The 26,680-nt window shown below is 70.3% G+C and carries 27 protein-coding genes; 4 read left to right on the forward strand and 23 right to left on the reverse strand.

Translation table 11 applies throughout. The features are described from left to right. On the reverse strand, nt 1-261 hold the full coding sequence (locus DYZ02_RS05555; RefSeq protein WP_115685354.1) for a FeoA family protein: 261 nt from the start codon (nt 259-261) through the stop codon (nt 1-3). Nucleotides 262-359: 98 nt separating this feature from the next. Here DYZ02_RS05555 and DYZ02_RS05560 point away from each other — a divergent pair, with 98 nt between their 5' ends. Further along, entirely contained in the window at nt 360-1,286 is a 927-nt protein-coding gene (locus DYZ02_RS05560; RefSeq protein ID WP_115685355.1) for a 1,4-dihydroxy-2-naphthoyl-CoA synthase, read from the forward strand. On the opposite strand, the gene DYZ02_RS05565 is transcribed toward DYZ02_RS05560, so the two are convergent. Then, complete coding sequence (locus tag DYZ02_RS05565; RefSeq protein ID WP_115685356.1) at nt 1,283-1,480, reverse strand: hypothetical protein; 198 nt, start codon at nt 1,478-1,480, stop codon at nt 1,283-1,285. The genes DYZ02_RS05560 and DYZ02_RS05565 overlap by 4 nt on opposite strands. A 339-nt stretch (nt 1,481-1,819) precedes the next feature. On the opposite strand from DYZ02_RS05565, the gene menE reads away from it, so the two are divergent. Then, a complete protein-coding gene (menE, locus tag DYZ02_RS05570) occupies nt 1,820-2,950 on the forward strand; it encodes an o-succinylbenzoate--CoA ligase (RefSeq protein ID WP_115685357.1) in 1,131 nt (376 codons plus the stop codon). Here menE and DYZ02_RS05575 read toward each other — a convergent pair. Both DYZ02_RS05575 and DYZ02_RS05580 read right to left on the reverse strand, forming a co-directional pair. After that, nucleotides 2,874-4,199, reverse strand: a complete 1,326-nt coding sequence (locus tag DYZ02_RS05575) for a phytoene desaturase family protein (protein ID WP_115685358.1) — start codon at nt 4,197-4,199, stop codon at nt 2,874-2,876. The genes menE and DYZ02_RS05575 overlap by 77 nt on opposite strands. Beyond that, complete coding sequence (locus tag DYZ02_RS05580; protein WP_115685359.1) at nt 4,174-5,022, reverse strand: glycosyltransferase; 849 nt, start codon at nt 5,020-5,022, stop codon at nt 4,174-4,176. Before DYZ02_RS05580 ends, DYZ02_RS05575 begins: the two co-directional genes overlap by 26 nt. 61 nt (nt 5,023-5,083) lie before the next feature. Here DYZ02_RS05580 and DYZ02_RS05585 point away from each other — a divergent pair, with 61 nt between their 5' ends. Beyond that, a complete protein-coding gene (locus DYZ02_RS05585) occupies nt 5,084-6,001 on the forward strand; it encodes a 1,4-dihydroxy-2-naphthoate polyprenyltransferase (RefSeq protein WP_425451038.1) in 918 nt (305 codons plus the stop codon). 6 nt (nt 6,002-6,007) lie between these two features. Here the strand turns inward: DYZ02_RS05585 and DYZ02_RS05590 are convergent, their stop codons facing one another. Next, nucleotides 6,008-6,343, reverse strand: a complete 336-nt coding sequence (locus DYZ02_RS05590) for a DUF4229 domain-containing protein (RefSeq protein WP_115685361.1) — start codon at nt 6,341-6,343, stop codon at nt 6,008-6,010. A gap of 55 nt (nt 6,344-6,398) precedes the next feature. Between DYZ02_RS05590 and DYZ02_RS05595 the strand changes: the two genes are divergently transcribed. Then, nucleotides 6,399-6,671, forward strand: a complete 273-nt coding sequence (locus tag DYZ02_RS05595) for a hypothetical protein (RefSeq protein WP_115685362.1) — start codon at nt 6,399-6,401, stop codon at nt 6,669-6,671. A 3-nt stretch (nt 6,672-6,674) separates the two neighbouring features. On the opposite strand, the gene DYZ02_RS05600 is transcribed toward DYZ02_RS05595, so the two are convergent. The 18 genes from DYZ02_RS05600 to DYZ02_RS05685 all read right to left on the reverse strand — a co-directional run bounded on the left by DYZ02_RS05600 (nt 6,675) and on the right by DYZ02_RS05685 (nt 26,679). Beyond that, entirely contained in the window at nt 6,675-6,920 is a 246-nt protein-coding gene (locus tag DYZ02_RS05600; protein ID WP_115685363.1) for a helix-turn-helix domain-containing protein, read from the reverse strand. A gap of 105 nt (nt 6,921-7,025) precedes the next feature. Continuing rightward, nucleotides 7,026-8,024: a UDP-glucose 4-epimerase GalE gene (galE, locus tag DYZ02_RS05605; protein ID WP_115685364.1), complete on the reverse strand. Its 999-nt coding sequence runs from the start codon at nt 8,022-8,024 to the stop codon at nt 7,026-7,028. Continuing rightward, nucleotides 8,025-9,059, reverse strand: a complete 1,035-nt coding sequence (gene ccsB, locus DYZ02_RS05610; protein ID WP_115685365.1) for a c-type cytochrome biogenesis protein CcsB — start codon at nt 9,057-9,059, stop codon at nt 8,025-8,027. Nucleotides 9,060-9,118: 59 nt separating this feature from the next. Next, nucleotides 9,119-10,756, reverse strand: coding sequence for a cytochrome c biogenesis protein ResB (locus DYZ02_RS05615; protein ID WP_181896899.1), 1,638 nt, complete (start codon nt 10,754-10,756; stop codon nt 9,119-9,121). Between the two features lie 61 nt (nt 10,757-10,817). Further along, nucleotides 10,818-11,600: a cytochrome c biogenesis CcdA family protein gene (locus DYZ02_RS05620; protein WP_115685367.1), complete on the reverse strand. Its 783-nt coding sequence runs from the start codon at nt 11,598-11,600 to the stop codon at nt 10,818-10,820. Beyond that, on the reverse strand, nt 11,601-12,173 hold the full coding sequence (locus tag DYZ02_RS05625; protein ID WP_115685368.1) for a TlpA disulfide reductase family protein: 573 nt from the start codon (nt 12,171-12,173) through the stop codon (nt 11,601-11,603). Between the two features lies 1 nt (nt 12,174). Further along, on the reverse strand, nt 12,175-12,783 hold the full coding sequence (locus DYZ02_RS05630) for a histidine phosphatase family protein (RefSeq protein ID WP_115685369.1): 609 nt from the start codon (nt 12,781-12,783) through the stop codon (nt 12,175-12,177). Beyond that, nucleotides 12,780-14,096, reverse strand: coding sequence for a glutamate-1-semialdehyde 2,1-aminomutase (gene hemL / locus DYZ02_RS05635; protein ID WP_115685370.1), 1,317 nt, complete (start codon nt 14,094-14,096; stop codon nt 12,780-12,782). Before hemL ends, DYZ02_RS05630 begins: the two co-directional genes overlap by 4 nt. Nucleotides 14,097-14,128: 32 nt before the next feature. Continuing rightward, on the reverse strand, nt 14,129-14,878 hold the full coding sequence (locus DYZ02_RS05640) for a DedA family protein (RefSeq protein WP_115685371.1): 750 nt from the start codon (nt 14,876-14,878) through the stop codon (nt 14,129-14,131). 453 nt (nt 14,879-15,331) lie between these two features. Further along, nucleotides 15,332-16,702 carry a protoporphyrinogen oxidase gene (locus DYZ02_RS05645; protein WP_115685372.1) on the reverse strand — a complete coding sequence of 457 codons (1,371 nt, stop codon included), beginning with the start codon at nt 16,700-16,702 and terminating at the stop codon, nt 15,332-15,334. Further along, entirely contained in the window at nt 16,699-17,754 is a 1,056-nt protein-coding gene (gene hemE, locus DYZ02_RS05650; protein WP_115685373.1) for a uroporphyrinogen decarboxylase, read from the reverse strand. The genes DYZ02_RS05645 and hemE overlap by 4 nt, the downstream gene beginning before the upstream one ends. A 45-nt stretch (nt 17,755-17,799) precedes the next feature. Further along, the gene (locus DYZ02_RS05655) at nt 17,800-20,358 is read right to left on the reverse strand and encodes a heavy metal translocating P-type ATPase (RefSeq protein ID WP_115685374.1); all 2,559 of its coding nucleotides are present in this window, start codon (nt 20,356-20,358) and stop codon (nt 17,800-17,802) included. After that, nucleotides 20,358-20,849, reverse strand: coding sequence for a hypothetical protein (locus tag DYZ02_RS05660; RefSeq protein WP_115685375.1), 492 nt, complete (start codon nt 20,847-20,849; stop codon nt 20,358-20,360). The genes DYZ02_RS05655 and DYZ02_RS05660 overlap by 1 nt, the downstream gene beginning before the upstream one ends. Before the next feature lie 9 nt (nt 20,850-20,858). Beyond that, nucleotides 20,859-21,527 carry a hypothetical protein gene (locus DYZ02_RS05665; RefSeq protein WP_147291481.1) on the reverse strand — a complete coding sequence of 223 codons (669 nt, stop codon included), beginning with the start codon at nt 21,525-21,527 and terminating at the stop codon, nt 20,859-20,861. Then, nucleotides 21,520-22,521 carry a porphobilinogen synthase gene (gene hemB / locus DYZ02_RS05670; RefSeq protein ID WP_115685377.1) on the reverse strand — a complete coding sequence of 334 codons (1,002 nt, stop codon included), beginning with the start codon at nt 22,519-22,521 and terminating at the stop codon, nt 21,520-21,522. The genes DYZ02_RS05665 and hemB overlap by 8 nt, the downstream gene beginning before the upstream one ends. Before the next feature lie 57 nt (nt 22,522-22,578). Continuing rightward, complete coding sequence (locus tag DYZ02_RS05675; protein WP_115685378.1) at nt 22,579-24,288, reverse strand: bifunctional uroporphyrinogen-III C-methyltransferase/uroporphyrinogen-III synthase; 1,710 nt, start codon at nt 24,286-24,288, stop codon at nt 22,579-22,581. Between the two features lie 172 nt (nt 24,289-24,460). Beyond that, complete coding sequence (gene hemC / locus DYZ02_RS05680) at nt 24,461-25,354, reverse strand: hydroxymethylbilane synthase (RefSeq protein WP_115685379.1); 894 nt, start codon at nt 25,352-25,354, stop codon at nt 24,461-24,463. Then, the gene (locus DYZ02_RS05685; protein WP_115685380.1) at nt 25,354-26,679 is read right to left on the reverse strand and encodes a glutamyl-tRNA reductase; all 1,326 of its coding nucleotides are present in this window, start codon (nt 26,677-26,679) and stop codon (nt 25,354-25,356) included. Before DYZ02_RS05685 ends, hemC begins: the two co-directional genes overlap by 1 nt. Between the last annotated feature and the right edge of the window lies 1 nt (nt 26,680).

Below are 26,680 nucleotides of genomic sequence, written 5' to 3' on the forward strand. Positions count from 1 at the left end.
CTAGGCGGCGACGGAGATGGAGCGCAGGGCGGAGCCGCCGAGCGCGTAGCGGGTGTTGCCCACGCGGACGACGCGCCCGCCGCCCGAGGTCTTCTGCACCACGGTGACGCAGGCGCCGGGGCGCAGGCCCAGCTCACGCAGCCGACGCGACGCCGAAGCGGGCGCGGTGTGCGCGTCGATGACTGCTTGGGCGCCGACGGGGACGTCGTAAAGCGAGGTGCCCACGCTGGTCGGCGCCCGGAAGGTGCTGATCAAGCTCATAGGTGCAGGATAGACCCCGCCGCCTGAGGTAAGCAATACCTAACTTCGAATTTCTCCACACTTCTGTTGTGAAATTGGCGACACGTAGGATGAGCCGCATGAGCTACTCCACCGAGCAGCCCTTCGACCCCACCCAGTGGGACGAGGTCGCGGGCTTCGACTTCACCGACATCACCTACCACCGCCACAACCGGGGCGGCCGCGCCAACGGCATCGTCCGCATCGCCTTCGACAGGCCCGAGGTGCGCAACGCCTTCCGCCCCCACACGGTCGACGAGCTCTACCGCGCGCTTGACGACGCCCGCCGCGACCCCTCGGTGGGAACAGTGCTGCTCACCGGCAACGGGCCGAGCGCCAAGGACGGCGGCTGGGCGTTCTGCTCCGGCGGCGATCAGCGCATCCGCGGCCGCTCCGGCTACCAGTACGCCACCGATTCCGGCCAGGTGGATGAGGCCCGCGTCAAGGCGGAGGGCGGGCGCCTGCACATCCTCGAGGTGCAGCGCCTCATCCGCACCATGCCGAAGGTGGTCATCGCCGTGGTCAACGGCTGGGCCGCCGGCGGCGGGCACTCCCTCCACGTGGTGTGCGACCTGACCATCGCCTCGCGCCAGGAGGCCCGCTTCAAGCAGACGGACGCCGACGTGGGATCCTTTGACGCCGGCTACGGCTCCGCCTACCTGGCCAAGATGGTGGGCCAGAAGTTCGCCCGCGAGATCTTCTTCCTCGGCCGCACCTACGGCGCCGAGGAGATGCAGCGCATGGGGGCTGTCAACATCGTCGCGGACCACGCTTCTTTGGAAGAGGAGGCCATCGCCGCCGCCCGGGAGATCAACACCAAGTCCCCCACCGCCCAAAGAATGCTGAAGTTCGCCTTCAACCTCACCGACGACGGTCTCATGGGCCAGCAGGTCTTCGCCGGCGAGGCCACCCGCCTGGCCTACATGACGGACGAGGCCGTCGAGGGCCGCGACTCCTTCCTGGAGAAGCGCGACCCCGATTGGGAGGCCTTCCCCTACTACTACTAGGCGTTCACGTGCTCCGGCTGGGGCTTTGGTTCCGGCTGGGGTTCTGCGGTTGTGCGGCGCTTGGCCAGCGCTCTGTCCGCGACGAGCATCGCCGCGAAGCTCACGCCCAGCAGTGGCAGGAACAGGCCGGCGTGGAAGTGGATCCTACGGGTCAGCGCCGATAGCCCGCTGCGCTGGGGCGCGGTATCGGTCATGTATCGAACCTCCGGATTGGGGGACTAGGGACCCTGATTGGTCGCGCGGTGGGGGTGGCGGGTTCCCGCGGGGGTGGGACGCCGGCGCCTTGTTCCACGTTGCGGGGCGCGGGTGCTACCCCCGGCGAGGCTCGGGGCGCAGTGCCAAAGTTTGCGCTTGGGCCGGGTGGCGGCGCTGTTTCCCCAGGTCACCAAAATGCGCTGGCAAACTTTGGCACTCCCCCACCCCCGCCCAGTGCCAAACTTTCCCTTCTGTCCGAAAACCAGGCGCGTTTCCCCAGGTCATCAAAACGCACCGGGAAACTTTGGCACTCCTGCCCGGCGACTACCCTTGACCCCGTGCCGAACCACCTCGAGATCCTGCCCGTCAACCCCGCCGACCCGCTGGCTGTCATGCCGGCGTTGGAGGAGGCGCTGACGGGCCAGCGCGCGCTGCTTCCGGTGCCCACCGATGACCCGGCGCGCACCAATCTGCTGCGCAATACGCAGGGCGTCGGTAAGCCGATCGAGGACGACGTTGCCCTGGTCGTGTCCACCTCCGGCTCGACGGGCACGCCGAAGGGCGCGCAGCTGACCGCGGCGAACCTGATCTCCAGCGCGGACGCCACCCATCAGCACCTCGGCGGCGAGGGGCAGTGGCTGCTGGCCATGCCGGCGGCGTACATCGCGGGGTTGCAGGTGCTGGTGCGCAGCATGGTGGCGGGCGTCGAGCCGGAGTTTCTCGATCTCTCCCGCGGGTTCAGCGTCGCCGAGCTCGCCGCCAAGACGCACCCGCTGGCGGACACCGGGGAGCGCTGCTACACCGCGCTGACGCCGCTGCAGCTGAGCAAGGCGCTGTCCACCCTCGACGGCATCGAGGCGCTGCGTCGCTTCACGGCGGTGCTCGTCGGCGGGGCGGCGACGAATCCGCAGATCCTCGAGTCCGCGCGCAAGCTGCGCATCAACGTGGTCACCACCTACGGGTCGTCGGAGACCTCCGGCGGCTGCGTCTACGACGGCCGCCCCATCGCCGGGGCGAAGGTGCGCATCCGGGGCGGGAGGATCTACCTCGGCGGTCCGATGGTGGCGCGCGGCTACCGCAACCTGCCCGGCCACGAGGCCTTCGCGGAGCCCGGCTGGTTCGCCACCTCCGACGCGGGCTCGCTTCACGACGCCACCCTCACCGTCCACGGCCGGCTCGACAACGTCATCGACTCCGGCGGACTGAAGCTGCACCCCGAGGTGCTGGAGAACGTCATGCTCGGGGTGCAGGGCGTGACGGGGGCCTGCGTGGTGGGGGTTCCCGACGAGCGCTTCGGGCAGCGCATTTGCGCGGTCTACGCGGGCTCGGTGGGCGTCGAGAAGCTTATGGAAGCTTTCGACGAGCTCCCCCGCTGGCAGGTGCCGAAGGAGCTCACGCACCTCGCCGCGCTGCCTCTGCTCGGCCCGGGGAAGGTCGACCGGGCCGCCGTGCGCGACCTATTTCTCTAGCGGCCCACACCCCCGCCATGCCGTGGACACCGGCGCCCGGGGCGGTGGCGCCGCTGGCCAGCCACACGCCGTCGCCGACCCTGCGTGGGTGGCGCAGCAGGAGTTGCCGGGTGTCCATCGCGCCGGCGGCGATGTCGGGGATGTAGCCGGTGACGTGGGTGTCGGCGACCACATCGCCGAAGCCCGGCGCGAAGCGCTCGATCTGCCGGGCGATGTGGCCGGTGGCGTCGCCCTGGTAGCCGCGGGGGACGTGGGCGTAGGTCCACAGCACCGGCCCGCGCGAGGGGTCGGCGACGAACTGCTGGCAAACCATGACGAACGGCCGGTTCGGCATCCGGCCGCGGGAAACCTCGCGCTCCGCGTGGGCGATTTCGGCCGCGGTGCCGCCGACGTGGACGGTGCCGGCCTCCCCGACGCGCGGGTCGCGCCAGGGCACGGGAGCGTTCAGGAGCCAGTCCACCTTGAACACCCCGGGTCCCTGCCGCCACGGACGCACCTTCACCCCGAGTTTCGCGGCCTCCCACGGCGCCATGTTCAGCACCACGGCGTCGGCGCGCGGCAGCTCGCGGACCTCCACCCCGGTCTCGATCACGGCACCCGCCGCCCGAGCCCGCGCCGCCAGCTTCTCGACGACCCCCTGCGCTCCCCCGGCGCTCACCGGCCAGCCCACCGACATCGCCAGCGCCCCGAACAGCACCCCGAAAGCCCCGGTCAGCGCCCTGTCCGGCGGGCGCAGCGCGTGCACCGCGTTGCCCACCAGCAGCGCGCGGGCCGCCTCGGTGCGAAACAGAGCGGCGCCCAGGGTGGTGGCGGGCAGCGCCCCCCGCGCACCGAAGCGGGCCATCGCCACCGGGTGCGGGGGCAGGCGCCACAGGGTGGGCCCGAGGATGTTGTCCAGGTGGTCGCCGATGCACCGGGCGATGGGACCGTGGAGGCGGTCCCAGGTGTCCTGGTCGGGGCCGAGGGCGTCGATAAGCCCCGTCCCGTGCTCGAGGGGGTGGGCGACGGGCCGCGGCGGGTGCAGCCACCCGGCGTCGAGGGTCGCGGCGCCGAAAGGGAAAGCGGCTGCGCCGCAGTCGCTGACCGTGCCCGGGAAGAGCTCGGCGGAGCGGCAGTTGCCACCGATGGTGCCGCCGCGCTCGAGCACGCGCACGCGCCACCCCGCCTCGGCGAGCTCAGCCGCCGCCGCGAGCCCGTTGGGCCCCGCGCCGACGACAACCGCCTCAGGGCTCGCGGAGGTGGGCGACATCTGCGGGGGTGTAGGTCCGGGCGATCTGGTCGTCGTTGCCGCCGCGCAGGTTGCCGCGCACGAGCGCCACCGACTGCGAGCCCGGCACCATCGAGAACTCCCGCGGGTGCGGGAAAACCTGCCGCACGAGGTGTCCCGAGCGCAGCGCGCAGGCGCTGAGCCACACGTCGTCGGCGTAGGGGGCGTGCTCGGCGAAGGCAGTGCCCTGCGCGGCGAGGTAGTCCACCATCGACGCCGGGTAGGCCACCCCGGACACGCCGGTGGCGAAGTGCCGGGCGGCGGGCTCGGTGTCGTAGACCGGGCGCCACTGGCGGTAGGGGGCGATGCCGTTGGCGTCCAGGGCGATCTCGTGCGCGCGGTAGGCCACCACGCAGCCCGGGTCGGCGTCGGCGGAGTTGAGCAGCTTCTCCAGGAACCAGCGCGGGTAGATCATGTCGTCGTCGATCGTCACCACTCGGGTGCCGGTGCCCGCGAAGAGCCGGCACGCCCCGTAGTACTTGGTGTGCGGCCCGTAGGCGCCGTCGGAGCGGTGCACGATCAGCCCCCGCTCCACGAGGTGGTGCAGGCCCTGCGGCCACGGCCCGTCGAAATCCTGCGCGTCGAGCCACAGGTGCACCGGTGCCCGCCGCGTGCCCACGAGCAGCGACGAAATGGAGACCACGACCGAGCTCAGCCGCTTGCCGTGGGTGGTCACCGACACCACGGTGTCACCCTCGGCGGGGAACTCGTGGTGCGAGCGGCGCGCCGCCACCCTCAGGCGGGGTGCGCGGACGAAGGCACCCACCGAATTGAGCACCTGACGCACCGCGTAGTCGACCCACATGCCCGCCAATTTTAGCGGGCGCGCGCACCCGGGTGCGACACGGAGCACCGTTGGGGGCATGATGGAACGCATGACCGAAGCTTTCTCCGCCACCCCCAAAGACTGGTGGGAGGCAGCCCGCCCCCACACCTGGCCGAACGCCGTCGCCCCCGTCATCGCGGGGACGGGTGCCGCGGCCTTTGCGGGCGGGGCGCACCCCGGCCGGGCGCTTCTGGCCCTTGTGGTGGCGTGGGCGCTGATCATCGGCGTCAACTACGCCAACGACTACTCCGACGGCATCCGCGGCACCGACGACGACCGCACCGGCCCCACCCGTCTCACCGCGACCCGCCTCGCGCGCCCCGAGCAGGTCAAGGCCGCCGCGTTCATCTCCTTCGCCGTCGCCGCCGTCTTCGGCGTCATCCTCTGCTTCGAGGCCGGGGCACTGTGGTTGCTGCTGGTCGGCGCGGCCTGCATCGCCGCCGCCTGGTTCTACACCGGCGGCACCCGCCCCTACGGCTACGCCGGCCTCGGCGAGGCAGCCGTGTTCATCTTCTTCGGGCTCGTCGCCGTGCTCGGCACGGAATTCACCCAGTCCGGCCGGGTCACGGCGGTCGGGGCGCTGTGCGCCGTGGCCATCGGCTCCATCTCGGCCTCGGTCAACCTGGCCAACAACATCCGCGACATCCCCACCGACGTCGGCGCGGGCAAGCGCACGCTCGCAGTGCTGCTTGGCGACGCCACCTCCCGCCGCCTCTTCACCGTCCTCACCCTGGCCCCCTTCGCCGTCTCCGTCATCCTCGGCGTGGTCTTCCTGCCCGCCCTGTTCGGGCTGGCGCCGCTGCCGCTGGCGGTCGCGTCGGTGCTCAAGGTCACCCGCGGCGCGCAGGGCGCGGATCTCATCCCCGTTCTCGGGCTCAACGGCAAGACGATGCTCTTGTGGTCGCTCATCACCGCCGTGGTGCTGGCGTGGGGCTCCTGGGGAGTCGTCCCCTACTAGGCGCTCCTAGCGCTCCGCGAGCTCCCCGCGGATCCAGTCCTTGCGCGCCTGCCGCTGCTGCTTCCAGTGCGCGATGGCGTAGTTCGCCTCGAGGCGCTGCTTCTTGAAGATCAGCATCGACAGCGGGAACGCCACGATCAGGGCGAGCAGGGCCGACATGATGAGCGGCACGGGGGCGTCGATAAGCACCGCCGCAAGCTGGATGAGGGCCGTCAGGGCGAGGAAGAGAAGCAGCCTGTAGAGCCCGTAGACGGCCGCGGCCTTGTTGGCGCGGCTGCGCGCGCCCGGATCTACGTCCGGCGCGGCGGAGGAGGGGGCGGTCGGCTCGTTGTGCTCAGTCACAAACCCTCACCCTACCGGCTGAAACCCGGCCACCCTAAACAGTATGTTGGAAGGCATGGGAAGAATTCTGCTGCTCCTGCTGGTCGTGCTGGCCGCCTACCTCATGTGGCGGGCCTTCGGGCCGGGCAGCGCGCGGCGCTACGGCTCCCTGCGCGGAGGCGAGGCCGCGCAACCGCCGGCGATCAAGGGGCCGGACGACGACGAGGAGTTCCTCTGGAACATCGAGAAGAACCGCTTCAAGGAGCGCCGCGCCCGCGAGGAAGCCGAGCGACGCAGGCGGGAGGAGGAAGAGCGGCGCAAGCGCTTCGGGGAGGAGCCGGGCGAGTAGGCGTCAGTCCCGCTCGAAGGAGGGGCGCAGCCCGAGGGCCCGGGCCACGGCGACCACCTTCTCCCAGCGCACCCCCGCTCCCCCGTGCTCGATGGTGTGCAGCGTCGAGCGCGACACCCCGGCCGCGTCGGCGACCTCCTGCTGAAGCCGGCCCGCCTCGCGGCGCGTCAGGGCGATCTGCTCGCCGAGCGCGATGAGCACGGGATCCTCGCTCGCCGGCCTGCCGGCCTTGTTGCGCGGACCTGACATCTCCCGACACCTGCCTTTCTCGCCGGATGGAATCGCTTCATCCTAGCGCGGCGCCGGGCCCCGGCGGGCGCAGACGGCCCGCGAATTTTCCTGAGTTGCGCGCGGCTACGCGCCGCGCAGCGACTCCTCCTCGCGCAGCACACCGGGCAGCTTCGCGGACCACTCGAGCGAGTGGCGCACCCCGTCGGCGATGCTCAGGGCGGGCTCCCAGCCCAGCACCTCGCGGGCTTTGTCGATGCGCGCCGCCGAGCCGACCACGTCGCCGTCGCGGCGCGGTGCGCCCTCGACGCGCAGCGGGGTGCCGGTGGCCTCGCCGACGGCCTCCGCCAGCTCGAACACGGTGGTGCCCGTGCCGGTTCCCAGGTTGATCACCTCGTAGTTGCCCAGCTGCGCCTGCAGCGCCAGCACGTGGGCGCGGGCCAGGTCCCACACGTGGATGTAGTCGCGCAGCCCGGAGCCGTCGCGGGTGGGCCAGTCCACGCCCGTGACGTAGAAGGGCTCACCTGCGGCGTGGGCCGTGAGCATCTTGCCCAGGGCGTGGCTCGGTGCCGGGTTCTGCAGGCCGGTGCGCATCTTGGGGTCCGCACCGATCGGGTTGAAGTAGCGCAGCGTCGTCGCGGTGATGCGCTCGGTCGCCGCGGCGTCAGCCAGCACCCGCTCGAACATCGCCTTCGACGCCGCATACGGGCTGCCCGGGTTGATCTCGCTGGTCTCGCTGACCATGAAGTCCGGGTCAGGCTCGTACATCGCGGCCGTCGAGCTGAACAGCACCTTGGTCACGCCGCGGGCGGAGAGGGCGTCGACAAGCGCAATGGCCTTGCCCACGTTCGTGTCGTAGTAGGCCAGCGGCTGCTCCACCGACTCGGGCACCACGATCTTCGCCGCGCAATGGATCACGGCGTCGAGGTCCGGGTGGTCGGCGACAATGCGGTCGATGAGCGCCTCGTCCGCAATGTCACCCTCGTAGTGGGCGTAGCGGGAGGCGAAGACGCGCAGGCCCGTGGAGTAGTCATCGAGGATGACCGGCGTGATCCCCGCGTCCTCGCAGCACGACGCGATCGTGGAACCGATGTAGCCGGCCCCGCCGGCGATGAGCACCTTCATCTAGTTCAGCCCCGCGTAGGAGTGCAGGCCGGCGATAACGGTGTTCACGTAGGTCATGTTGAAGATGGTCACACCGAGGGCGAAGACGTTGATCCACGCCGCCTTGGCGTTCTTCCACCCTGCCGTCGCGCGCGCATGCAGGTAGGCCGCGTAGAGCACCCAGGTGATCAGGGAGACCGTCTCCTTCGCGTCCCAACCCCACGGCCGGCTCCACGCAACCTCGGCCCAGATCGCGCCGAGCATGATGCCAATGCCGAACAGCGGCAGGGTGATGATCGCCGTCTTGTACGCCAGCTGGTCCAGCGTCTTCGCCGCCGGCAGCGGCTTGGCCAGCGCGCCGAAGAACCCGCGCTCCTCGCCGCGCGGCTGCCACATGCGCAGCAGGTAGAGCAGCGAGAAGATGCCGGAGACGATGCCGATCGAGGCGCCGATAGAGACCGAGGAGACGTGCACCGGCAGCCAGTAGGACTGCAGCGCCGGGACGACCGGGGCGGCCTTGATGTGGAAGACCGTGGAGTTGAGGTACATCGCCACGATCATCGGGGCGAGCAGCCAGGGGTAGACCGAGTACCACTTCTTGCGCTGGATCACCGCCGCCGCGACGACCATGATCACCGCCGTCATCATGAGGATGTACTCGTAGAGGTTACCCAGCGGGAAGCGCTTCGCGCCGAAGCCGCGGGTCACCACCGCCACGATGTGCAGCAGCACGCCCAGCCACACCAGGGACTGCGTCATGCCCGCCCACTTGCGCGCGCCGCGGACGCGGTTGTCGTACTCCACCGGGTCGAAGGGGGTCTCGGGGGTGTCGGCCGCTGGGGCGTCGACAAGCTCGCTGCCCCCGCCGGCGACCGCGACCTTCTGCTCCGCCCGGGCCGCGCGCTTCTGCGCCGCCTCGTGGGCGCGGCGCATGTCGATGATGCCGAACATCCTGCCGTAGTAGATGCACGACATGAGCATGGCCACGATGTAGATGACGAAGGCTGTGCGGAACGTCAGATCCGACAGATCCGCCATTGTGGAGTTGACAAGCATAGAGCTAACCTACCCCACCCGACGGGCATTTTCCAAGGTCAAAAGCGCAATTATTTGGCCTAGCCGAGCCCGGCTACCTCATTTTCGGGGTCCTCGTCGAGCTCGACCGGCGCCCTGCCGAGGATCCGGTCCGCGACGGCTTCGAACTCGCGGCCCCACCCGGCGCGGTCCGTGCGCGCCAGGCCGCCCAGCTCGACGTGCGTCCCCGTCTGCGTGGGCACGAGCCGCGCCCAGATGCGGCGGCGCTTGATGGTCAGCGAGCCGATCAGCGAGCCGAGCATGAGCAGCGTCGTGGCCAGCAGCCACAGCTGGGTGGTGTCGCGCGAGACCTGGTAGTTCGCGAACTCCGCCGCCCCGTCGAAGCGGACCTTGATGCCGCCGTCGATCGTGATCTCCTGGCCCGGGGTGAGGTTGAGCCGGTCGACCTTCTCCAGCTGCCCGCCGGCGATGAGCGACTGGTCCAGCACGAAGATGTTCTGCGGGCGCCCCGTGTCCAGGCCCGCGTCGCCGACGTAGACGTCCACGGCCATCGCCGGGTCCGTCATCGCCGGGAAGGCCGACTGGAGCATGTCGCCGTTCGGGCCGGTCCACTTCGCGGTGGGCGCGAACACGCCCTCGACGGCGATCTGGTTCTGCCGCCGCTCGCCCAGGTCCGGGTACATGCCCGCCGGCGGGTCGAAGCGCATCACGCCGGAGGAGAGGAAGTTCTGCACGTCCGTCGGCCGGAACTGGATGAGCTGCGTGCGACTCTCGCCGTCGGGCCAGGTCACGGTGATCTGGGGGGCGAAGCCGTGGCCCTGCAGGTAGACGCGGTCGCCGTTGATGCGCAGCGGGTGGTTGACCTGCAGCGTCGTGTCCTGCCACTCGGAGCGCTCCGCCGTCAGGTCCGTGGTGTAGGAGATGTCGGAGGAGAAGCCGTTGGCCTGGCCGTTGTTGAGGTAGTCGGCGGTGAAGTTCTTGGACTCGAAGCAGAAGGGGGTCAGCCCGGTGCCGTCGAAAAGCGGGCCCGCGCGGAAGGAGTCGAAGTTGGCCGGCGAGGTGTTGCAGAACTCGCGGGACTGCTCGACGGGCACCGCGAACTCGGACGCGGAGTCGGTCACGACGATGATCTGCCCCTCGTAGTAGGCCATCCGGCCCGCCGCGAACGCCACGATCATGCCCACCAGGCCGACATGGAACAGCAGGTTCATCAGCTCGCGCGTGTAGCCCTTCTCTGCGGCCAGCGAGTACACCCCGGCGCGGTCCTCCTTCGCGCTGTACGACGCGAGGTGCCAGCGCCCCAGCTCTTCGCGCAGACGCTTATCGACGTCCTCGAGCGGCGCCTCGACCTCCCCCTCCGCGTGCATCGGCATGCGGCTGAGGTACTTCGGGGCGCGCGTCGGGTTCGCCCGGTAGGCGCGCCAGTGGTCGATCGAGCGCGGGATGATGCAGCCGACCAGGGACACCATGAGCAGGACGACGATGGCGATGAACCAGGTGGAGCCGAAGACGTCGAAAAGCTGGAGCCTGTCGTAGATCGGCCCCATGGTGGGGTTGGCGGCGAGGTAGTCGTCGACAAGCGTGGCGCTGACGCGGCGCTGCGGCAGAAGCGCGCCCGGGATGCAGGCGAGGGCGAGCAGAAACAGCAGCACCAGCGCCGTGCGCATGCTGGTGATCCAGTGCCACGTCCGCCGCGACCAGGTTGAGACAAACCTCACTTCGTGCTCCTTCTTCTGGCTAGATGTGTGTGGCTAGGTGGGTCTGGCTAGGTGGGTCTGGCTAGATGAGTGTGGCGCCATAGCCTACGGTGAGCTGGCGCGTCCACCCGATGAAGTGGTTCCACACGCCGCTGACGAGCAGCAGGCCGACCACGATCATGAGCACACCGCCGATGATCTGGATCGCCCGCGAGTGCCGGCGCAGGAAGTCGATGCCGGTCACCGCCCGCGCCGAGCCCAGCGCCACCAGCAGGAAGGGCAGGCCGAGGCCGAGGCAGTAGGCGGTGACCAGGACGATGCCGCGGGCGGCCGTGAACCCCTCCGAGCCGACGGAGACCGAGATGATCGCCGCGAGCGTCGGGCCGAGGCAGGGCGTCCAACCGAGGGCGAAGACGCCGCCGAGAAGCGGCGCCCCGACCCAGGTGGTCCAGCGCTTCGGCTGCATCCGCGTGTCCTTCTGCAGGGCCGGGATCATGCCGAGGAAGACCACGCCCATGAGGATGGTCACCACCCCGCCGGCGCGCATGAGCGTGTCGGCGTTGAGGGCGATCAGGCTGATCGCGCCGAACACCGAGACCGTGGCCAGCAGGAAGACCGCGGTGAACCCGAGGATGAACAGCGCGGCCACGCCCACGACGGCCCACTGGCGCCTGCGCCCCACGCGCGGGCCCTTCTCCTCGAAGACGAGCTCGCCGCCGACAATGCTGGTCAGGTAGGACATGTAGCCGGGCACGAGGGGGATGACGCAGGGCGAGGCGAAGGACACCAGGCCGGCCAGCGCCGCGGCGAGCACGCCGAGCAGCAGCGGGCCGGAGGTGACGACCTCGGAGAACACCTCCCCCATCTACGCCTCTTCCTGCGCCAGGCGGTCGGTGACCTCGATGATGTCCGCGGCGGTGACCTCCCGCAGGAACACCGCAGCCGGGCGGTGCTGCTTGTCCAGAATGACGGTGGTGGGGATGACCGAACTGGGCACTCCGCCGAGGTTCACCGCGGTCTTGAACGGGGGGTCGTAGATGGAGGGGTAGGTCACGCCGTTGTCGGTGACGAAGTCGCGCGCGATCTGCGGGTTGTAGTCGCGCACGTTGATCCCCAGGATTGTCCCCGTCCCGTCGGCCTGGAGCTGCTCCTGGGCCTCCTGGAGGTCGTCGACCTCCGCGCGGCACGGCGCGCACCACTGGCCCCAGGCGTTGAGCACAACCACCTGGCCGTCGAAGTCCGACAGGTTCACCTGGGTCCCGGGCTCCATGAGAGACTCCCCGGAGAACTCGGTGACGGGCTTGCGCTCGGCGGCGTCGTAGAAGATCTCCACCTGCCCGCCCGGGGAGTGGAAGGCGAACGTGTCGCCGCTGTCGCCCGCGGCGCAGCCGGTGAGCACCAGCAGCCCCGCCAGCGGGGCGGCGAGTTTCTTGAGCATTCTAGATGTCCTTCGCAGGTCGGTTGTATGACCAGTCAACAACAACGTCGCCGTCGAACACAAGTGAGGTCACGCTGGCCAGATCGCACTCGCGGCTGATGTGGGCCAGGGGTTTCCCCTGCACGAAGCGCTGCACGGTGACGATCGGCAGCTGGTGGCTCACCATGACGGCCTCGCGGCCCTCGGCGCGCGCCCGCGCGTCCCGCACGGCGCGCATCATCCGCTCGAGGATGTCCTCGTACGCCTCGCCCCAGCTCGGGGTGGTGGGGTTGGTCATGTGCCGCCAGCGCACCGGGTTCCACAGCTGCGAGCGCCAGCCCTTCGTGCGCAGCCCCTCGAAGAGGTTGCCGGCCTCGATGATGTCCTCGCGCGTGTCGACGTCCAGCCCGGTCACCTCGGCGATCGGCTGCGCCGTCTCCTGCGCCCGCTCCAGCGGGCTGGCCGCGAGGTAGGCGACGTCCCTGCCCTCGAAGTACCTCGCCGTCACCGCGGCCATCGACTGCCCGCGCGAGGACAGGTGGTAGCCCGGCATTCGGCCGTAGAGGATCTTGGTCGGGTTGAACACCTCGCCGTGGCGCACGAGGTGGACAGTCGTAAGGGTGCGGGTCACCGGGTGGCCCCCGCCGCCGCGCGCGCCGCGGGTTCGAGGGCCTTCTCGATGCGCTCGAAGTCGGCGTCGCTGAGCGCCGTGGAGACGAACCACGTCTCGAACGCGCTCGGCGGGGCGAAAACCCCGTTGTCCAGCAGCGCGTGGAAGAAGGGCGCGTAGCGGAAGGTGTCGGCCGCCTTCATGTCGTCGAAGTTGCGGCCGCGGCCCTCGGCGAAGCGCACCGAGAGCATCGTCTCCGCGCGCTGGATGTGGTGGGCCACGCCCTGTTTGTCCAGGGCCGCCGTGATGAGCCCCGCCAGTCGGTCTGCGTTCGCGCGCAGCACGGGGTAGATGTCCTCGCCCGCCAGGCTTAGCGACGCCTTACCCGCCGCCATGGCCACGGGATTGCCCGACAGGGTCCCGGCCTGGTAGACGGGGCCGTTCGGGGCGAGCTTCTCCATGATCTCGCGGCGCCCGCCAAACGCCGCTGCGGGCAGGCCGCCGGAGACGACCTTGCCGAAGGTGGTCAGGTCCCCCGCCACGCCGTCCACGCCGAACCAGCCGGCGTGGGAGGTGCGGAAGCCCGTCATCACCTCGTCCAGGATGAGCAACGCGCCGTTGGCGTGCGCGACCTCCTTGAGCTTGGCGTTGAAGTTGTCCTCCGGGGCGACCGTGCCCATGTTGCCCGCGGCGGCCTCCGCGATGACGCAGGCGATCTCGCCCTCGTTCTCCGCGAAGGCGCGCTTCACAGCCTCGATGTCGTTGTAGGGCACCACGATCGTGTCTGCCGCCTGCGCCCCGGTCACGCCCGGCGAGTCCGGCAGCGAGAACGTGGCCAGCCCAGAGCCCGCCGAGGCCAGCAGGGCGTCGACGTGGCCGTGGTAGCAGCCGTCGAACTTGATCACCTTCGGCCGGCCCGTGTACCCGCGCGCCAGGCGCACCGCGCTCATCGTCGCCTCGGTGCCCGAGTTGACCATGCGCACCTCCTCCACGGACGTGCGCTCCACGATCATCTCCGCCAGCTCCACCTCCGCCTCGGTGGGTGCGCCGAAAGACAGGCCATTCGCCAGCGCCTTCTGCACGGCCTCCGCGATCTCCGGGCGGGCATTGCCGTGGATCATCGGCCCCCAGGAATTCACGAGGTCAACATAGGCGTTGCCGTCGACGTCGTAAAGCGTGCTGCCCTCGGCCCTCTCAATGAAGCGGGTCTGGCCCCCGACCGAACCGAAGGCGCGCACCGGCGAGTTCACCCCGCCCGGGGTCACCTTCTGGGCGCGGGCGAAAAGCTCGGCGGAGCGTGCGGTGTTGGAAGAGGTCGGGCGTAACTCAGTCATACTTGGCCATCTTAGGCCATCCAAAAGTTTGATCAGGCCGCCGTGCGCTTTTTCCGCGCGACCCCCCAGAAAATCACCACCAGCAGACCAATCGCGATCCAGTTGGCCACCTTCGCGTACTGCTCCAGCACGAACACCACCGGCTCACCAATCGAGTACCCCAGCCCCAGGTACCCCAGCGACCACGCCGTCTTGGCCACGAAGTTGAGCACCATGAACTTCCACAGCTTCATCCCCGTCATCCCCGCCAGCACGAACACCACCAGCGCAATCGGCAGCGGAATCGGGATATAGGCAAGGAAGATGCCGATCCACCCCAGCTTCACCGCCCACCGCTCCGCCCGCGCGATATTCCTCGCCGCACGCTTCGACTGCCCCGCCTGCACATCCAGGATGCCGCGGCCCCACAACCGGCCCGCCCACCAGTAAATCCAGTCGAACTTGATCGCCACCAACGAGCCAACCAGCAGGTACAGCAGCCAACGGTCCGCCTCGCCCACCGCAGCAAGAGCGCCTGTCGACGCCGCACCAAACCTCGACCCCGTCAACGCCAACTGAACCGGCGGATCCAACCCCAGCAACCACGCGCGCAGCGGAATCATCGCCAGCCCGAACAACCCCGCGAACCCGAACCACGCCAAACACCAGTAATCCGCCTTCGTCGGCTTCGACGTCCAGGGCAGGCCGTCCTCCTCCCACCACTCCTTTTGCTCGGGGTGTTCGGGGTGGTGGTCGGTGGTGGGGTGTTCGGGGTGCTGTTCGGGGTGTTGTTCGGGCGACATGGGCTAAGAATCTACCCCGCCGCAGCGGTTTGGGCCCCTGCAGACCCTGCTGCCGGAGACATCTTTCGGGTCTCACCGCCACCCCGCCTGGTGAAAGTGACAAATCTGGCGGCACTAGGCCTCAATCTGTCGCTGGGGATGTTTGGTGGGTGGCGGGGCGGGCGAATCTGTGGGATCCAGTGCCAAACTTTTCCGATCCCGCCACCCGACCTGGGAAAACGCTCCCCCACAGCAGCCAAAAGGCAAACTTTGGCATCGGCAGTGCCAAACTTTCGGGACCTCGCCACCCCACCTGGGAAAACGCTCCCCCACAGCTGCCAAAAGGCAACCTTTGGCACCGGCAGTGCCAAATTTGCCCGGACCCCACTCCCCACCCGGGCAAAGTGACAAATCCCGCGGCGCAAGGCCCAAATCTGTCACTGCCACACCCAAGCGCGCCGCCCCGGCAGAGAACTAGAGGGCGCGCGCCACCTCGCGGGCGTGGGCGATCACCGCGGGCACGCCGACGCCGCCGACCCAGGCGCCGGTGACGGACAGCCCCGGCTCGGTGGACAGCGCATCGAGGACCGCCGCGACGGTGGCGAGGTGGTGTTCGTCGTAGCGGGGCAAGCCGCCGAACCAGCGCTGGACGTAGATTTCCTCGAGGCCGGCGGCGCGGCCGTCGAAGCCGGTGATGGTCTGGAGGTCGTCGAGCGCCCAGTCGACAAGGTCGTCCTCGGAGGCGCGGACGGCGATGGTGTCGCCGAAGCGGCCGAAGCTGGCGCGGACGAGCGCTCCGCCCCGGTCAGCAAGGTGGGGCCACTTGCGGGAGGCGAAGGTGAACGCCTTCGCGCGGACATCGGACGCGCCGGAGGAGACGAGCACCCCGGAGTTGGCGGGCAGTCCCTCGTCGGTGGCGAAACGCATGCCCACCACGACGGAGTCGGCCAGCTTGACCGGCTTCAAAGCTTCCGCGGCGGCGGGGGCGACCTTCTTCAGCAGCAGCGCCGCGGTCGGAGCGGGAACCGCGAGGATGACGCGGTCATAGACGGTGTCCTCGCCGCCCGTCAGCCGGTAGCCCTCACCGGCGCGCTCGATACCCGAGATGAAAGCGTCGACGTAGATGTCGGCGCCGGACTTCTCCGCGAGCGCCTCGTAGACCTCCTGGTAGCCGTCGCGGAAGGCGTTGAACACCGCGCCCTGCCCCGTCGGCAGTTCGGCACGGGCCTGCTCGAGGTTGCGCACGGCCTCCGACAGGTGCACCGGGCCGGAGGCGGCGAGACGGTCGAACTCCTCGGCGAGCTGCGGGACGGTGGCGCGCACGCCGAGGTCGTCGGCGGTGCAGGAGTAGACGCCGCCGAGCAGGGCGGAGACGATGTTGTCGACCACCTCGTCGCCGTAGCGCGAGCGCACAAGCTTGCCGACGTTCACGTCGCCGCCGATTTCCCAGTCGAAGCCGGGGGCGCTGGATTCGGCGTCGATAAGCGCTGCTGTCTCGGCGGAGACCAAGTGGGCGACGCCCTCGGAGGAGGAGGGGATGCCCATGATCCCGCCGCGCGGCAGCGGGCGCGTCTCGCCGTCGACCCAGACGAGCGAGCCAAGGCCGGAGGGTTCGCGCAGCGACGGCCCCAGGCCGAGCTCGGTGAACAACTCCACGGCGTCGCGGCGCCGCGCCATGAAGGCCTCCGCGCCCATGTCGGTGGGCCCGGCGGCGAAGGCGACCGTGCGGAGCTTTCCGCCGATGCGCTCGGTGGCCTCGTAGACGTCGACGTCGTGGCCGGAGTCGCGCAGCTCGTAGGCCGCGGTCAGGCCCGCCAGGCCGGCTCCGATGATCGCTACCTTCACTGCAGCTCCTCCCCGTGGATGATCCGTACCGCCTCGGTGATGGCGTCCGCGTCCGTGGTGGGCAGGACGCCGTGGCCGAGGTTGAAGATGTGGCCGGTGGCGTCGCCGGCCGCGATGGCGCGGGCGGCCTCGGCCTTAATGCGCGCGACCTCGGTGCGCACCACCTCCGTGCCGGCGAAGAGCATCGCCGGGTCGAGGTTGCCCTGGAGCACGCGGGGGCCGGCGAAGCGCGTCGCGGCAGCGTCGAGGGGCACCCGCCAATCGACGCCCATGACCTCCGAGCCGGCCTCGCTCATCGCGCCCAGCAGCTCGCCGGTGGACACGCCGAAGTGGATGCGCGGGATCTCGCCCGCGACCGACTCCAGGATCTCGGTGGAGTACGGCAGGACGTGCTCGCGGTAGTCGGCCTCGGTGAGGAAGCCCGCCCACGAGTCGAACAGCTGCACCGCGTCGATGCCGGCCTCGACCTGGGTGCGCAGGAACGCGGTGATGGTGGGCACGAGGCGGCGCATGAGGCGGTGCCACGTCTCGGGCTCGGCGTGCATCATCGCCTTGGTCTTCTCGTGGTTCTTGCTGGGCCCGCCCTCGATGAGGTAGCTGGCCAGGGTAAACGGGGCGCCGACGAAGCCGATCAGGGCCTGGGCATCGGTGAGCTCGCCGAGGATGATGCGGATGCCCTCCGCCACCTCGGCGACCTCGTGGTCGAGCACGGGAAGCTTGTCGACGTCCGACGCCGCGCGAATCGCCGAGCCCATCACCGGACCCCGTCCGGGCACGATCTCCACGTCCACCCCGGCCGCCTTGAGGGGCACGACGATGTCGGAGAAGAGGATCGCGCCGTCCATGTCGTGGCGGCGCACCGGCTGCATGGTGATCTCGGCGAGCAGCTCCGGCATGAAGCAGGAGTCGAGCATGGGGATGCCCTCGCGCACTTCGCGGTATTCGGGCAGGGAGCGGCCCGCCTGGCGCATGAACCAGACGGGGGTGCGGGAGGGGGTGCGGCCGTGGGCGGCCTCGATGAGCGGGGCGTTCGTCAACGCGCGTCTAGTCATACTGCCCCAGCCTACCCACGCCGGGGCGAAAGCAGAATCCGCGGTTTAGGTGGGGAAACGGCGGGCGCGGGAGGAGCGCGCCTCGATGAAGGTGGAGCTGCCCAGCATGAGCAGCGTCGCACCGACGGGCGGGAGGAGGCCCGCCACCGCGAGCACGATCGCGATGGTGTTGTAGGCCCAGGCGAAGAACATGTTGGTGTCGATGATCCGGCTGACCCGCCGGGCCAGCTCGATCAGCTGCGGCACCGCGGTGACGTCGTTGCGCAGCATGACCACCTCGGCGGCGTCCTCCACCTTGCTCAGGCGGGTGTTCACCGACTCCTCGGTGGCGTAGAGGATGCCCACGTCGCTGCCCTTGAGGGCGTCCATCATGGTGTAGTCGCCCACCATCGTCACCGTCGCGCCCTGGCTTCGCAGCGCCCGCACCGCCAGCGGCTTGCTGGGCGAGGGGATGCCGGCGAGCACGTTGGACACGCCGAGGAAGTCGGCGAAGCGGCGGGCCACCGGGTAGGTGTCGCGGGTGAGCATGACTGTCTCGATGCCCATGTCCTCGAGGCGCTCGATGGCGGAGATGGCGTCGGGCTTCGCGGGGTCGTAGAGCGTGATCACGCCGCGGTCCTTGCCCTTCCAGCGCACGATCACCGGCGCGCCGCCGGAGGTGGCGGCGATGGCCAGCCTGCCCTGCAGGCGCGACAGGTTGGTCGGGCGCCACAGGACGGCCTCGAGGTGCTCGACGCGCTCCTCGCCGTCCTCGTCCTCGAAGGTCATGGCGAGGCGTCCCTTGAAGTCGCCGTCCGAGGTGATCTCGTGGTTGGTCAGCTCCACCCACACGGGCATGGAGCTGTCCCTCGAGCGCGTGTCGCGCGATTCCCGCGACGCCTTCACCAGCGCCTTGGCCAGGGGGTGCGTGGAGTCCATCGACAGCGCCGCGGCGACGCGCAGCACCATGTCGGGGTCCTCGCCGTGCTCCGCAGTGACCGTCTCCACCACCATCTGCGGGGTGACGAGGGTGCCCACCCGGTTGAACACGATCGTGTCGGTGTCATCGAGGCCGCGGAAGGTCTCGCCGTCGCGGAGCATGATGCCGTTGCGGGCCGCCGCCTCGATGCCCAGCCGGATCGCCACCGCCGGCGAGATGGCCAGAGCCACCGGGGCGACGACCGCGAGGATCGCCACCGCCGTGGAAAACGCGATGTTCGGGTTGCCCGTGATGAGGAACCAGAGGCAGAAGTCGGCGAAGGCGATGAAGTAGGCCGCCGGGATGAGCATGCCGGCGGTGCGGGTGGACAGCATCGTGGCCACGTTCTCGCGGCGCGAGGCGTCCTCCACCCAGCTGTGCACCGCCGCCCAGCGCGTGGCGTGGCCGGTACGCACCACGCGCACCTTGATGCTGCCGCTTTCCACCACGGTGCCGGCATAGACGCGGGAGCCGACCTTCGCCTGGAGCGGCTCGCGGGCGTCGATAAGCGGGCGGCGCAGCACGCAGGAACCGCCCACGACGTCACCGTCGACGGGGATGACGTCGCCCGGGTTGATCTTCACGTCGTGGCCGCGGTTGATCTCGGAGACCGGGAGGGTTTCCTTGACCACCTTGTCCGACGTGCGGTTGCGGCGGAAGACCGTGAACTCGCGGTCGGGGTCGGGCCGGTCCAGCTCCATGTCGCGCAGCAGGTAGGAACGCACCCTGATCGAGTTGTTGCGCCCCACCAGCAGCATCGCCGTCACGCCGCAGGCGACGTCGAAGAACAGCTCCATCTCGCTCGCCCCGCGCACCGAGAGCCAGCCGCCCGGCGAGTGCCAGCCGATGTCCCCCGTCGGGGTGAACACCAGCGCGCAGAGGCTCCACAGGTAGGAGGCGAGGATGGCGATGGAGCTGGCGCCGTCGAGCGCCGACATGCCGCGGCGCACGCCGCCGGCCATCGCGCGGTGGAAGGGGAAGGCGCACCACAGCACCACCGGCGTCGCCAGCGCGAGGCACACCCACTGCCAGCCGGCGAACTGCAGGTCGGGCAGGTAGCTCAGCGCGAAGACGGGGACGGTGAGCAGGATGGACACCCACATGCGCAGCGGCGTGACCATGTCGCGGGCGGTGAACAGCACGTCCGACTGGCTCGTGCGCAGGCGACGGGGTGCCCCGCGCATGAAGCCCGCCGCGCGTTCGCGGGCGAGGTTCGCCTCCTCGTCGCGGCGCTGGCGGCGCATCTTGCCGGTCATGCCGCGCGTGCCGCGCCGCGGCAGCGGGTGCTCGGCCGCCCGGCGCCCGATGGCGCGGCGCCACAGGGTGGAGTCCGACATCTCGGCGGTGACCCCGAAACTCTCGATCACCTCGATGATCCGGCGCGGGTCGAGATCCTCCGAGGCGGTCACCCACGCCGTGGCCGAGGGGTAAACGAGCCGCGCGGTCACCCCGTCGAGCCGGCCCAGGGCCTCCTCGATGTCGCGCAGCTGCGGCGCGTCCTCCAGGCCGCTGAGCTCGAAGGCGTAGGAGGCGTTCGGGCGGATGGAGGAGCCGCGCTGCTCGTGCGGGGTGTCCGGGTCGAATCCGGCGCTGCGGGCGGCGAGCCGGGCGGCGTCGATGCACTCGTCGAGGTCGCTGGAGGCCATTACTTCAGCCCCCGCCACAGCGAGTGTTTCTCATCGACGTACGCGTTGGACGCCGGGCGGAACGCCAGCCACAGGGCGACGGCCAGCACCACCACGATGACGAAGGAGGCCCAGCTGGTCACACGCAGCGCGAAGGCCGCGATGTTGACGAAGATCGCGGCGGCGGAGAACACCGCCACCCAGCGCCGCGCCACCTTGGAGCCGCGCTGCAGGTACGCCGCGGCCGCGCCCAGCGCCAGGCCGAGGACGATGTTGGACCAGGCCGCGAAGCGCATGTTGCGCATGAACGCGGCCCGGAAGGCCTCGTCGGCGCCCTCGGGGAAGCCGGCCGCGAGCATCACCATGCCGGCCACGAGCATGAGGACAGCCGCGGCGATGACGAGCCGGTGCGCCCGCCGCAGCGGGGCCGGCCAGGTGTCCCCGACCGGCTCCGCGCGGCGGCGGTTCGGGTCGTTCGGGTCGCTGACCATCGTGGGAAACATGCCGGCCATGTGCGCCCCCTAGTTGCTGTCGTGGTTGGTTGCGGCAGAGTCCGCCCCGCCCTGGCCCGGGGGCCGGGTGCGGGCGAACTTCTGCACCTCGTCCTGCATAGAGTAGGCCAACGCGCACGCGGCGGCCGCGCCGACGATGATCTGCAGCACTCCGTCGACCGCGTAGAGGGCGACGGGGACGGTGGCGGAGTCGGGCGTCATGAAGAACAGGGTGATCATGCGGAGGACGAAGAACACGCTGAAGAACTGCAGCAGGCGCAGCGCATTACCCGCCCACGAGGAGCGCTTGGCCACCGCGCGCACGGCGAACACCAGAAGACCGGCGATGAGCAGCTGGAAGGCGAGCATCATCGCCACGGAGCTGTAGACGCTGACGTTAATCATCAGGTCGCTGACCTGCTCGCCCGAGGCCTGCGCGGCGTCGCGGGTGCTCTCGCGCAGCGCGCTCGGGTCGATGAGCACCGCCGCCGCGGACAGCAGCTGGTGGGCGACCTCGGTGCCGAGCATCACCCCGAGGCACAGCACCATGTAGCGCACGGCCTCGGGCAGCTTGCCGACGCCCTTTTTCCCGCCCCCGTTCACGGCCCTCGCGCTGACGTGGCTCGGCCCCTCCGGGGTCTCGGGCGGTGCGGACGGGGCGGCGGGCGCCGGCGTGCGGCGCGGCGGGATGCTAGTCATGGAGGGCCCTCGCGGCGTCGATGGCGAAGTAGGTGAGGATCTGGTCGGCGCCGGCGCGCTTGATGGACAGCAGCGACTCCATCATGGTGGCGTCAAGGTCGATCCACCCGTTGCGGCCGGCAGCCTGGAGCATGGCGTACTCGCCGGAGACCTGGTAGGCCGCCACGGGCACCGGGGAGATCTCCGCGATCTGGGAGAGGATGTCCAGGTACGGCAGGGCCGGCTTGACCATGACGAGGTCCGCGCCCTCCTCGATGTCGAGCTGAGCCTCCAGCAGTGACTCCCGGGCGTTGGCGGGGTCCTGCTGGTAGGTGCGGCGGTCGCCGGTGAGAGACGAACCGACGGCGTCGCGGAACGGCCCGAAGAAGGCGGAGGCGTACTTGGCGGAGTAGGCCATGATGGCCACGTCGCGGTGCCCGGCGGCGTCGAGCGCGTCGCGGATCACGGCGACTTGGCCGTCCATCATCCCGGAGGGGCTGACGATGTGCGCGCCCGCCTCCGCCTGGGCCACGGCCATGCGGGCGTAGAGCTCGAGGGTGTCGTCGTTGAGCACGACCTCGTTGCCGAAGCGGTCGGTGCCCACCGCGCCGCAGTGGCCGTGGTCGGTGAACTCGTCGAGGCAGGTGTCCGCCATGATGAGCAGGTCGTTGCCGAACTCCGCGCGCATCTCGCGCAGCGCCCGGTTGAGCACGCCGTCCTCGGCCCAGCCGACCGAGCCCTCGGCGTCCTTGTCCTCCTCGAGGGGCACGCCGAACAGGTCGACGCAGCGCACCCCGGCCTCGAGCGCCTCGTGGCCGATGGCCTTGAGAGAGTCGAGGGTGTGCTGGTACTGGCCCGGCATGGAGGGGATTTCGCGCCTGGCGTCGATCCCGTCCGCCGCGAACAGCGGCAGGATCAGGTCGGAGGGGGCGAGGCGCGTTTCAGCGACGAGCTCACGCATCGCGGGGTTCTGGCGCAGGCGCCGGGGACGGCGGGTGATTTCGTAGGAAGACACACCATCATCCTAGGACCTCCCCCGGACACGGTGAAACGCGACGGCGGGCGCGGCGCCCTACTCCGACTCGCTCGGCTTGCGACGGGTCCGGCGCTTCTTCCGCGGCGGCGGCAGCTGGCCGGCCGCGCGCAGGGAGGCGACGTGCGCCGCGAGGGCGTCGACAAGCGAGGGCACGTCCGCGACCTCGGGCATGACGTCGACGCGCAGGCCCTGCTCGCGCGCCTCGGCGGCCGTCATCGGGCCGATGCAGGCGATGATGGTGCGCGGGTGCGGCTTGCCCGCGATGCCGACCAGGTTCTTCACCGTCGAGGCCGAGGTGAAGCAGACGGCGTCGAAACCGCCGGTCTTGATCATGTCGCGCACCTCCGGCGGCGGCGGGGCGGCGCGGACCGTGCGGTAGGCGACGACGTCGTCGACTTCCCAGCCCTTCTCCATCAGGCCGTCGACGAGCACGTCGGTGCCGAGGTCGGCGCGCGGCAGCAGGACGCGGGAGACGGGGTCGATGTCCTCGACGTACTCGGGGAAGACCTCCACGACGCCGGCGGCGTTCTGCTTGGTGCGGTGCGGCAGCAGCTCCGGGAACATGCCGCGCGAGCGCAGCGCGTCGGCGGTCTTCTCCCCCACCGCGGCGAGGTGCACGCCGGCGAAGGCCCGGGCGTCCAGGCCGAGCTCCTCGAACTTGTCCCACACGGCGCCGACCGCGTTGACGGAGGTGAACACGACCCACTGGTAGCGCCCCTCGACGATGCCCTTGATGGCGCGGTCGAGCTGCGCGGGGTTGCGCGGCGGCTCCATGGAGATGGTGGGCACGGACTGCGGGATGGCGCCGCAGGAGCTCAGCCGCGCGTTCATCGCCGCGGCCTGCTCCTTCGCACGCGGCACGAGCACGCGCCACCCGTAGAGCGGCCGGTTCTCCCACCAGGAGTACTTGGTGCGGTCGTCGACGGCGGTGCCGATGGTGACCACGAGGTTGCCGGACAGGTCGGCGTCGATCTTGCCCACGGTCTCGAGGGTGGCGTCGAAGGTGCGCTGCAGGCGGGTCGTGCCGTTGGTGGTCACCGTCAGCGGCGTCTGCCCCGAAAAGCCGCGGGCGGAGAGCTCCTCGGCGATGGTGGGCAGCTGCTCGGAGACGGCCTGGAAGACGAGCGGCTGCGGGGCGGCGGCGAGCTGGTCCCAGTCGACGCTGTCGTTGCTCAGGTCGGTCTCGGTGTAGGTCGAGCCCAGCGCGATGCCCGCAAACGAGGGCACGGTGGAGGGCAGCGACATCCCCGGCACGACCTGGAACTCGAGGCCCGCGTTGGCCACTGCGGAGATCTCCGCCATGACGGCGTCGCGGGTCAGCGGGTTGCCGGCCACGAGGCGCACGACGTCGCCCTCGCCTGCCTCGCCGCGCTCAATCGCGGCGGCGGCCCTGTCCAGGGCCTCGCGCAGCTTCTCGACGATCCCCTCGCCGCCCAGGCCGAGCTCCTCGATTTCCGCCGCCGTCGGCGGGGCGGGCCGCTGCGGCCGGCGCCGCGCGCCCGCGGCCTTGGCCTCGGCGCACATCTTCTCGTAGTGCTCCTCCGCCGCCTTCATCTTCTCCGCCGGCACGGGCAGCCTGGCGGCGACGACGTTTCGCACCCCCTGAAGAACCTCGGGATCAACGATCGCGATAGAGTTGGTTTCCATCACCTCGCGTGCGCGGACGGTGAGCAGATCGGGGTTACCCGGGCCTGCGCCGACGAAGATAACCTTCCCCGGCTGGGGGGTGATCGAGGGCATAGTCATTCAGGGATCTTTTCTAAGGCGTAAATAAAGGCGCGGAAAGCCTCGACGCGCCGGCCCGCCTTTGGCGGGGCCGAATGCGCCCGGGCAATCCACCGTGTGCTAAGTGCTAGATACACCTTAAAGTGAACGGCCCCCGAAACAAAAACAGCGCTCCCGGGCCGGCGCGCCCGCGCTACTGCGCCATCAGGTCCGCCGCGCCGCGCTCCAGGAGCCGCGCCGCGACCTCCCGCCCGAGCGCCGCGGCGTCGGCCCCGGCGCCGCCACGGGCCGTCTCGACCAGCTGCGCCGAGCCGTCGAGGGCGAAGACCCCGCCGCGCACGACGAGCTCGTCTCCCTCGGTGCGGGCGTAGCTGGCCACCGGGGCGGTGCAGCCCGCCTCGAGGGTGGCCAGGACCTGACGCTCGGCGGCGGCGCAGCGGGTGGCGTGGGCGTCGACAAGCGAGTCGATCGCGGCGCGCGCCTCGGTGTCGTCCACCCGGCACTCCACGGCGAGCGCGCCCTGGGCGGGGGCGGGCATGAGCACCTCGGGGGCGAAGACCTCCGTGGCGCGGTCGCCGTAGCCGGCGCGGACCAGCCCGGCGTAGGCGAGGATCACCGCGTCGAGGTCCCCGCGGGTGACGTAGCCCATGCGGGTCTCGATGTTGCCGCGCAGCGGGCGGATGTCCAGGTCGGGGCGCAGCGCCTTGAGCTGGGAGACCCGGCGCGGCGCGGAGGTGCCCACGCGCGCGCCCTCGGGCAGCTCGGCGAGGCTGAGCCCGTCGCGGGCGATGAGGGCCTCGCGGTTGTCCTCGCGGACGGGGATGATGAGGTGGGTGCGCGGCTCGTAGGCCGTGGGCAGGTCCTTGAAGGAGTGGACGGCCACGTCGACGTCGCCGTCGAAGAGCGCGTCGCGCAGCGCGGAGGTGAACACGCCGACGCCAATGCGCTCGACGGGGGCGGCCGAGAGGTCCCCGGCGGTAGTGACCACCTTGAGCTCGGCGGGGAAGCCGGCGGCGATGAGCGCGTCGCGTACGTGCCCCGCCTGCGTGGTGGCCAGATTTGATCCGCGGGTTCCGATCTTGAGCATTACTTCTCCCTCATCTTGATCTCTTCGAGGCGAGGCAGCCGCGTCGCCTCCACAGACACCGACGGGCTGCCCAGGCCGAACAGTTCCTCCAGGGCGGTTTCCACGCTGAAGGTCTCGGCGGTGGCGGCCATTTCCTTGATTTTCACCGTCGGGTTATGCAGAAGCTTATCGACGACCCTCCGCACCGTCCTGGTCACCTGCCCGAAGTCCTCATCGCTGAGCCCGGGCAGGCGGGCGCGCAGGCTCTCCAGCTCGGAGTCGGTCACCTCGCTGGCGGCGCGGCGCAGCTGGGCCACGGCCGGGCCAACCTCGCGGACGCGCTGCTGAGAGCTGAACGCCTCGAGCTCCTCGGCGACGATCGCCTCGGCTGCGCGGTGCGCCTTGCTGTCCTTCGAGTCGCCCTCGAGCATCCGCTTGTGCAGGTACTCGATGTTGACCAGGTGGACGCCCTCTGCGGCGGTGACGGCGTCGTCGATGTCGCGCGGCAGCGACAGGTCGGCGAGCATGACCGGGCCGGAGATGTCCTCCGGGGTGATGGTGAAGTCGCCGCTGGCCGTGGCGGAGACGGCGATGTCGGCGCGGGCGAGGGCGCCTGCGCGGGCGTTGAAGTCGACCACCTCGGCGGGCACGCCCGCCTCGCGGGAGTGCTCCGCCAGCCGCTCGGCGCGCGAGCGGGTCCGGTTCGCGATGATGAGCTTGCTCACCCCCAGCTTGCCCAGGTGCGTGGCCGACAGGGAGGCCATCGCCCCGGCGCCCAGGATGAGTGCCGTCTTGTCGTCGAAGCTGTCGATGCCCATGATCTCCATCGCCTGCTCGAGCGCGAGGGTGACCATGGACGCGCCGGCGTCGTCGATGTCGGTCTCCGTGTGGACGCGTTTGCCGGCGTGCAGCGCCGACTGCGCTAGGGAGTGCAGGCCGGGCCCGACGGTGCCGCGCTCGGCGGCGTCCTGGTAGCTCGAGCGCACCTGCCCGATGATCTGCTGTTCCCCCACCACCATCGAGTCCAGGCCCGAGGCGACCGTCATCATGTGCTCCGCGGCCGCGTCGGCGTAGCGCACGTAGAGGTAGGTGCGCAGCTCAGCCTCGGCCACCCCGGACTTCGCCGAGAGCACGCCGAGCACGTCCTCGACTCCGCTGTGGAAGGAGTTGGTCACGGCGTAGACCTCGAGGCGGTTGCAGGTGGAAATGATCATCGCCTCGGACAGCGAGGGCTGCTCCAGAAGCGTCGACGCCGTCTCCTCCTGTACGGAGACGTCCATGCTGAGCTGCTCCAACAGCGTCACGGGCGCCGACCGGTGCGACATCCCTACGACGAGAACACTCACT

It is taken from the genome of Corynebacterium senegalense (assembly GCF_900411315.1).
Taxonomy (GTDB): domain Bacteria; phylum Actinomycetota; class Actinomycetes; order Mycobacteriales; family Mycobacteriaceae; genus Corynebacterium; species Corynebacterium senegalense.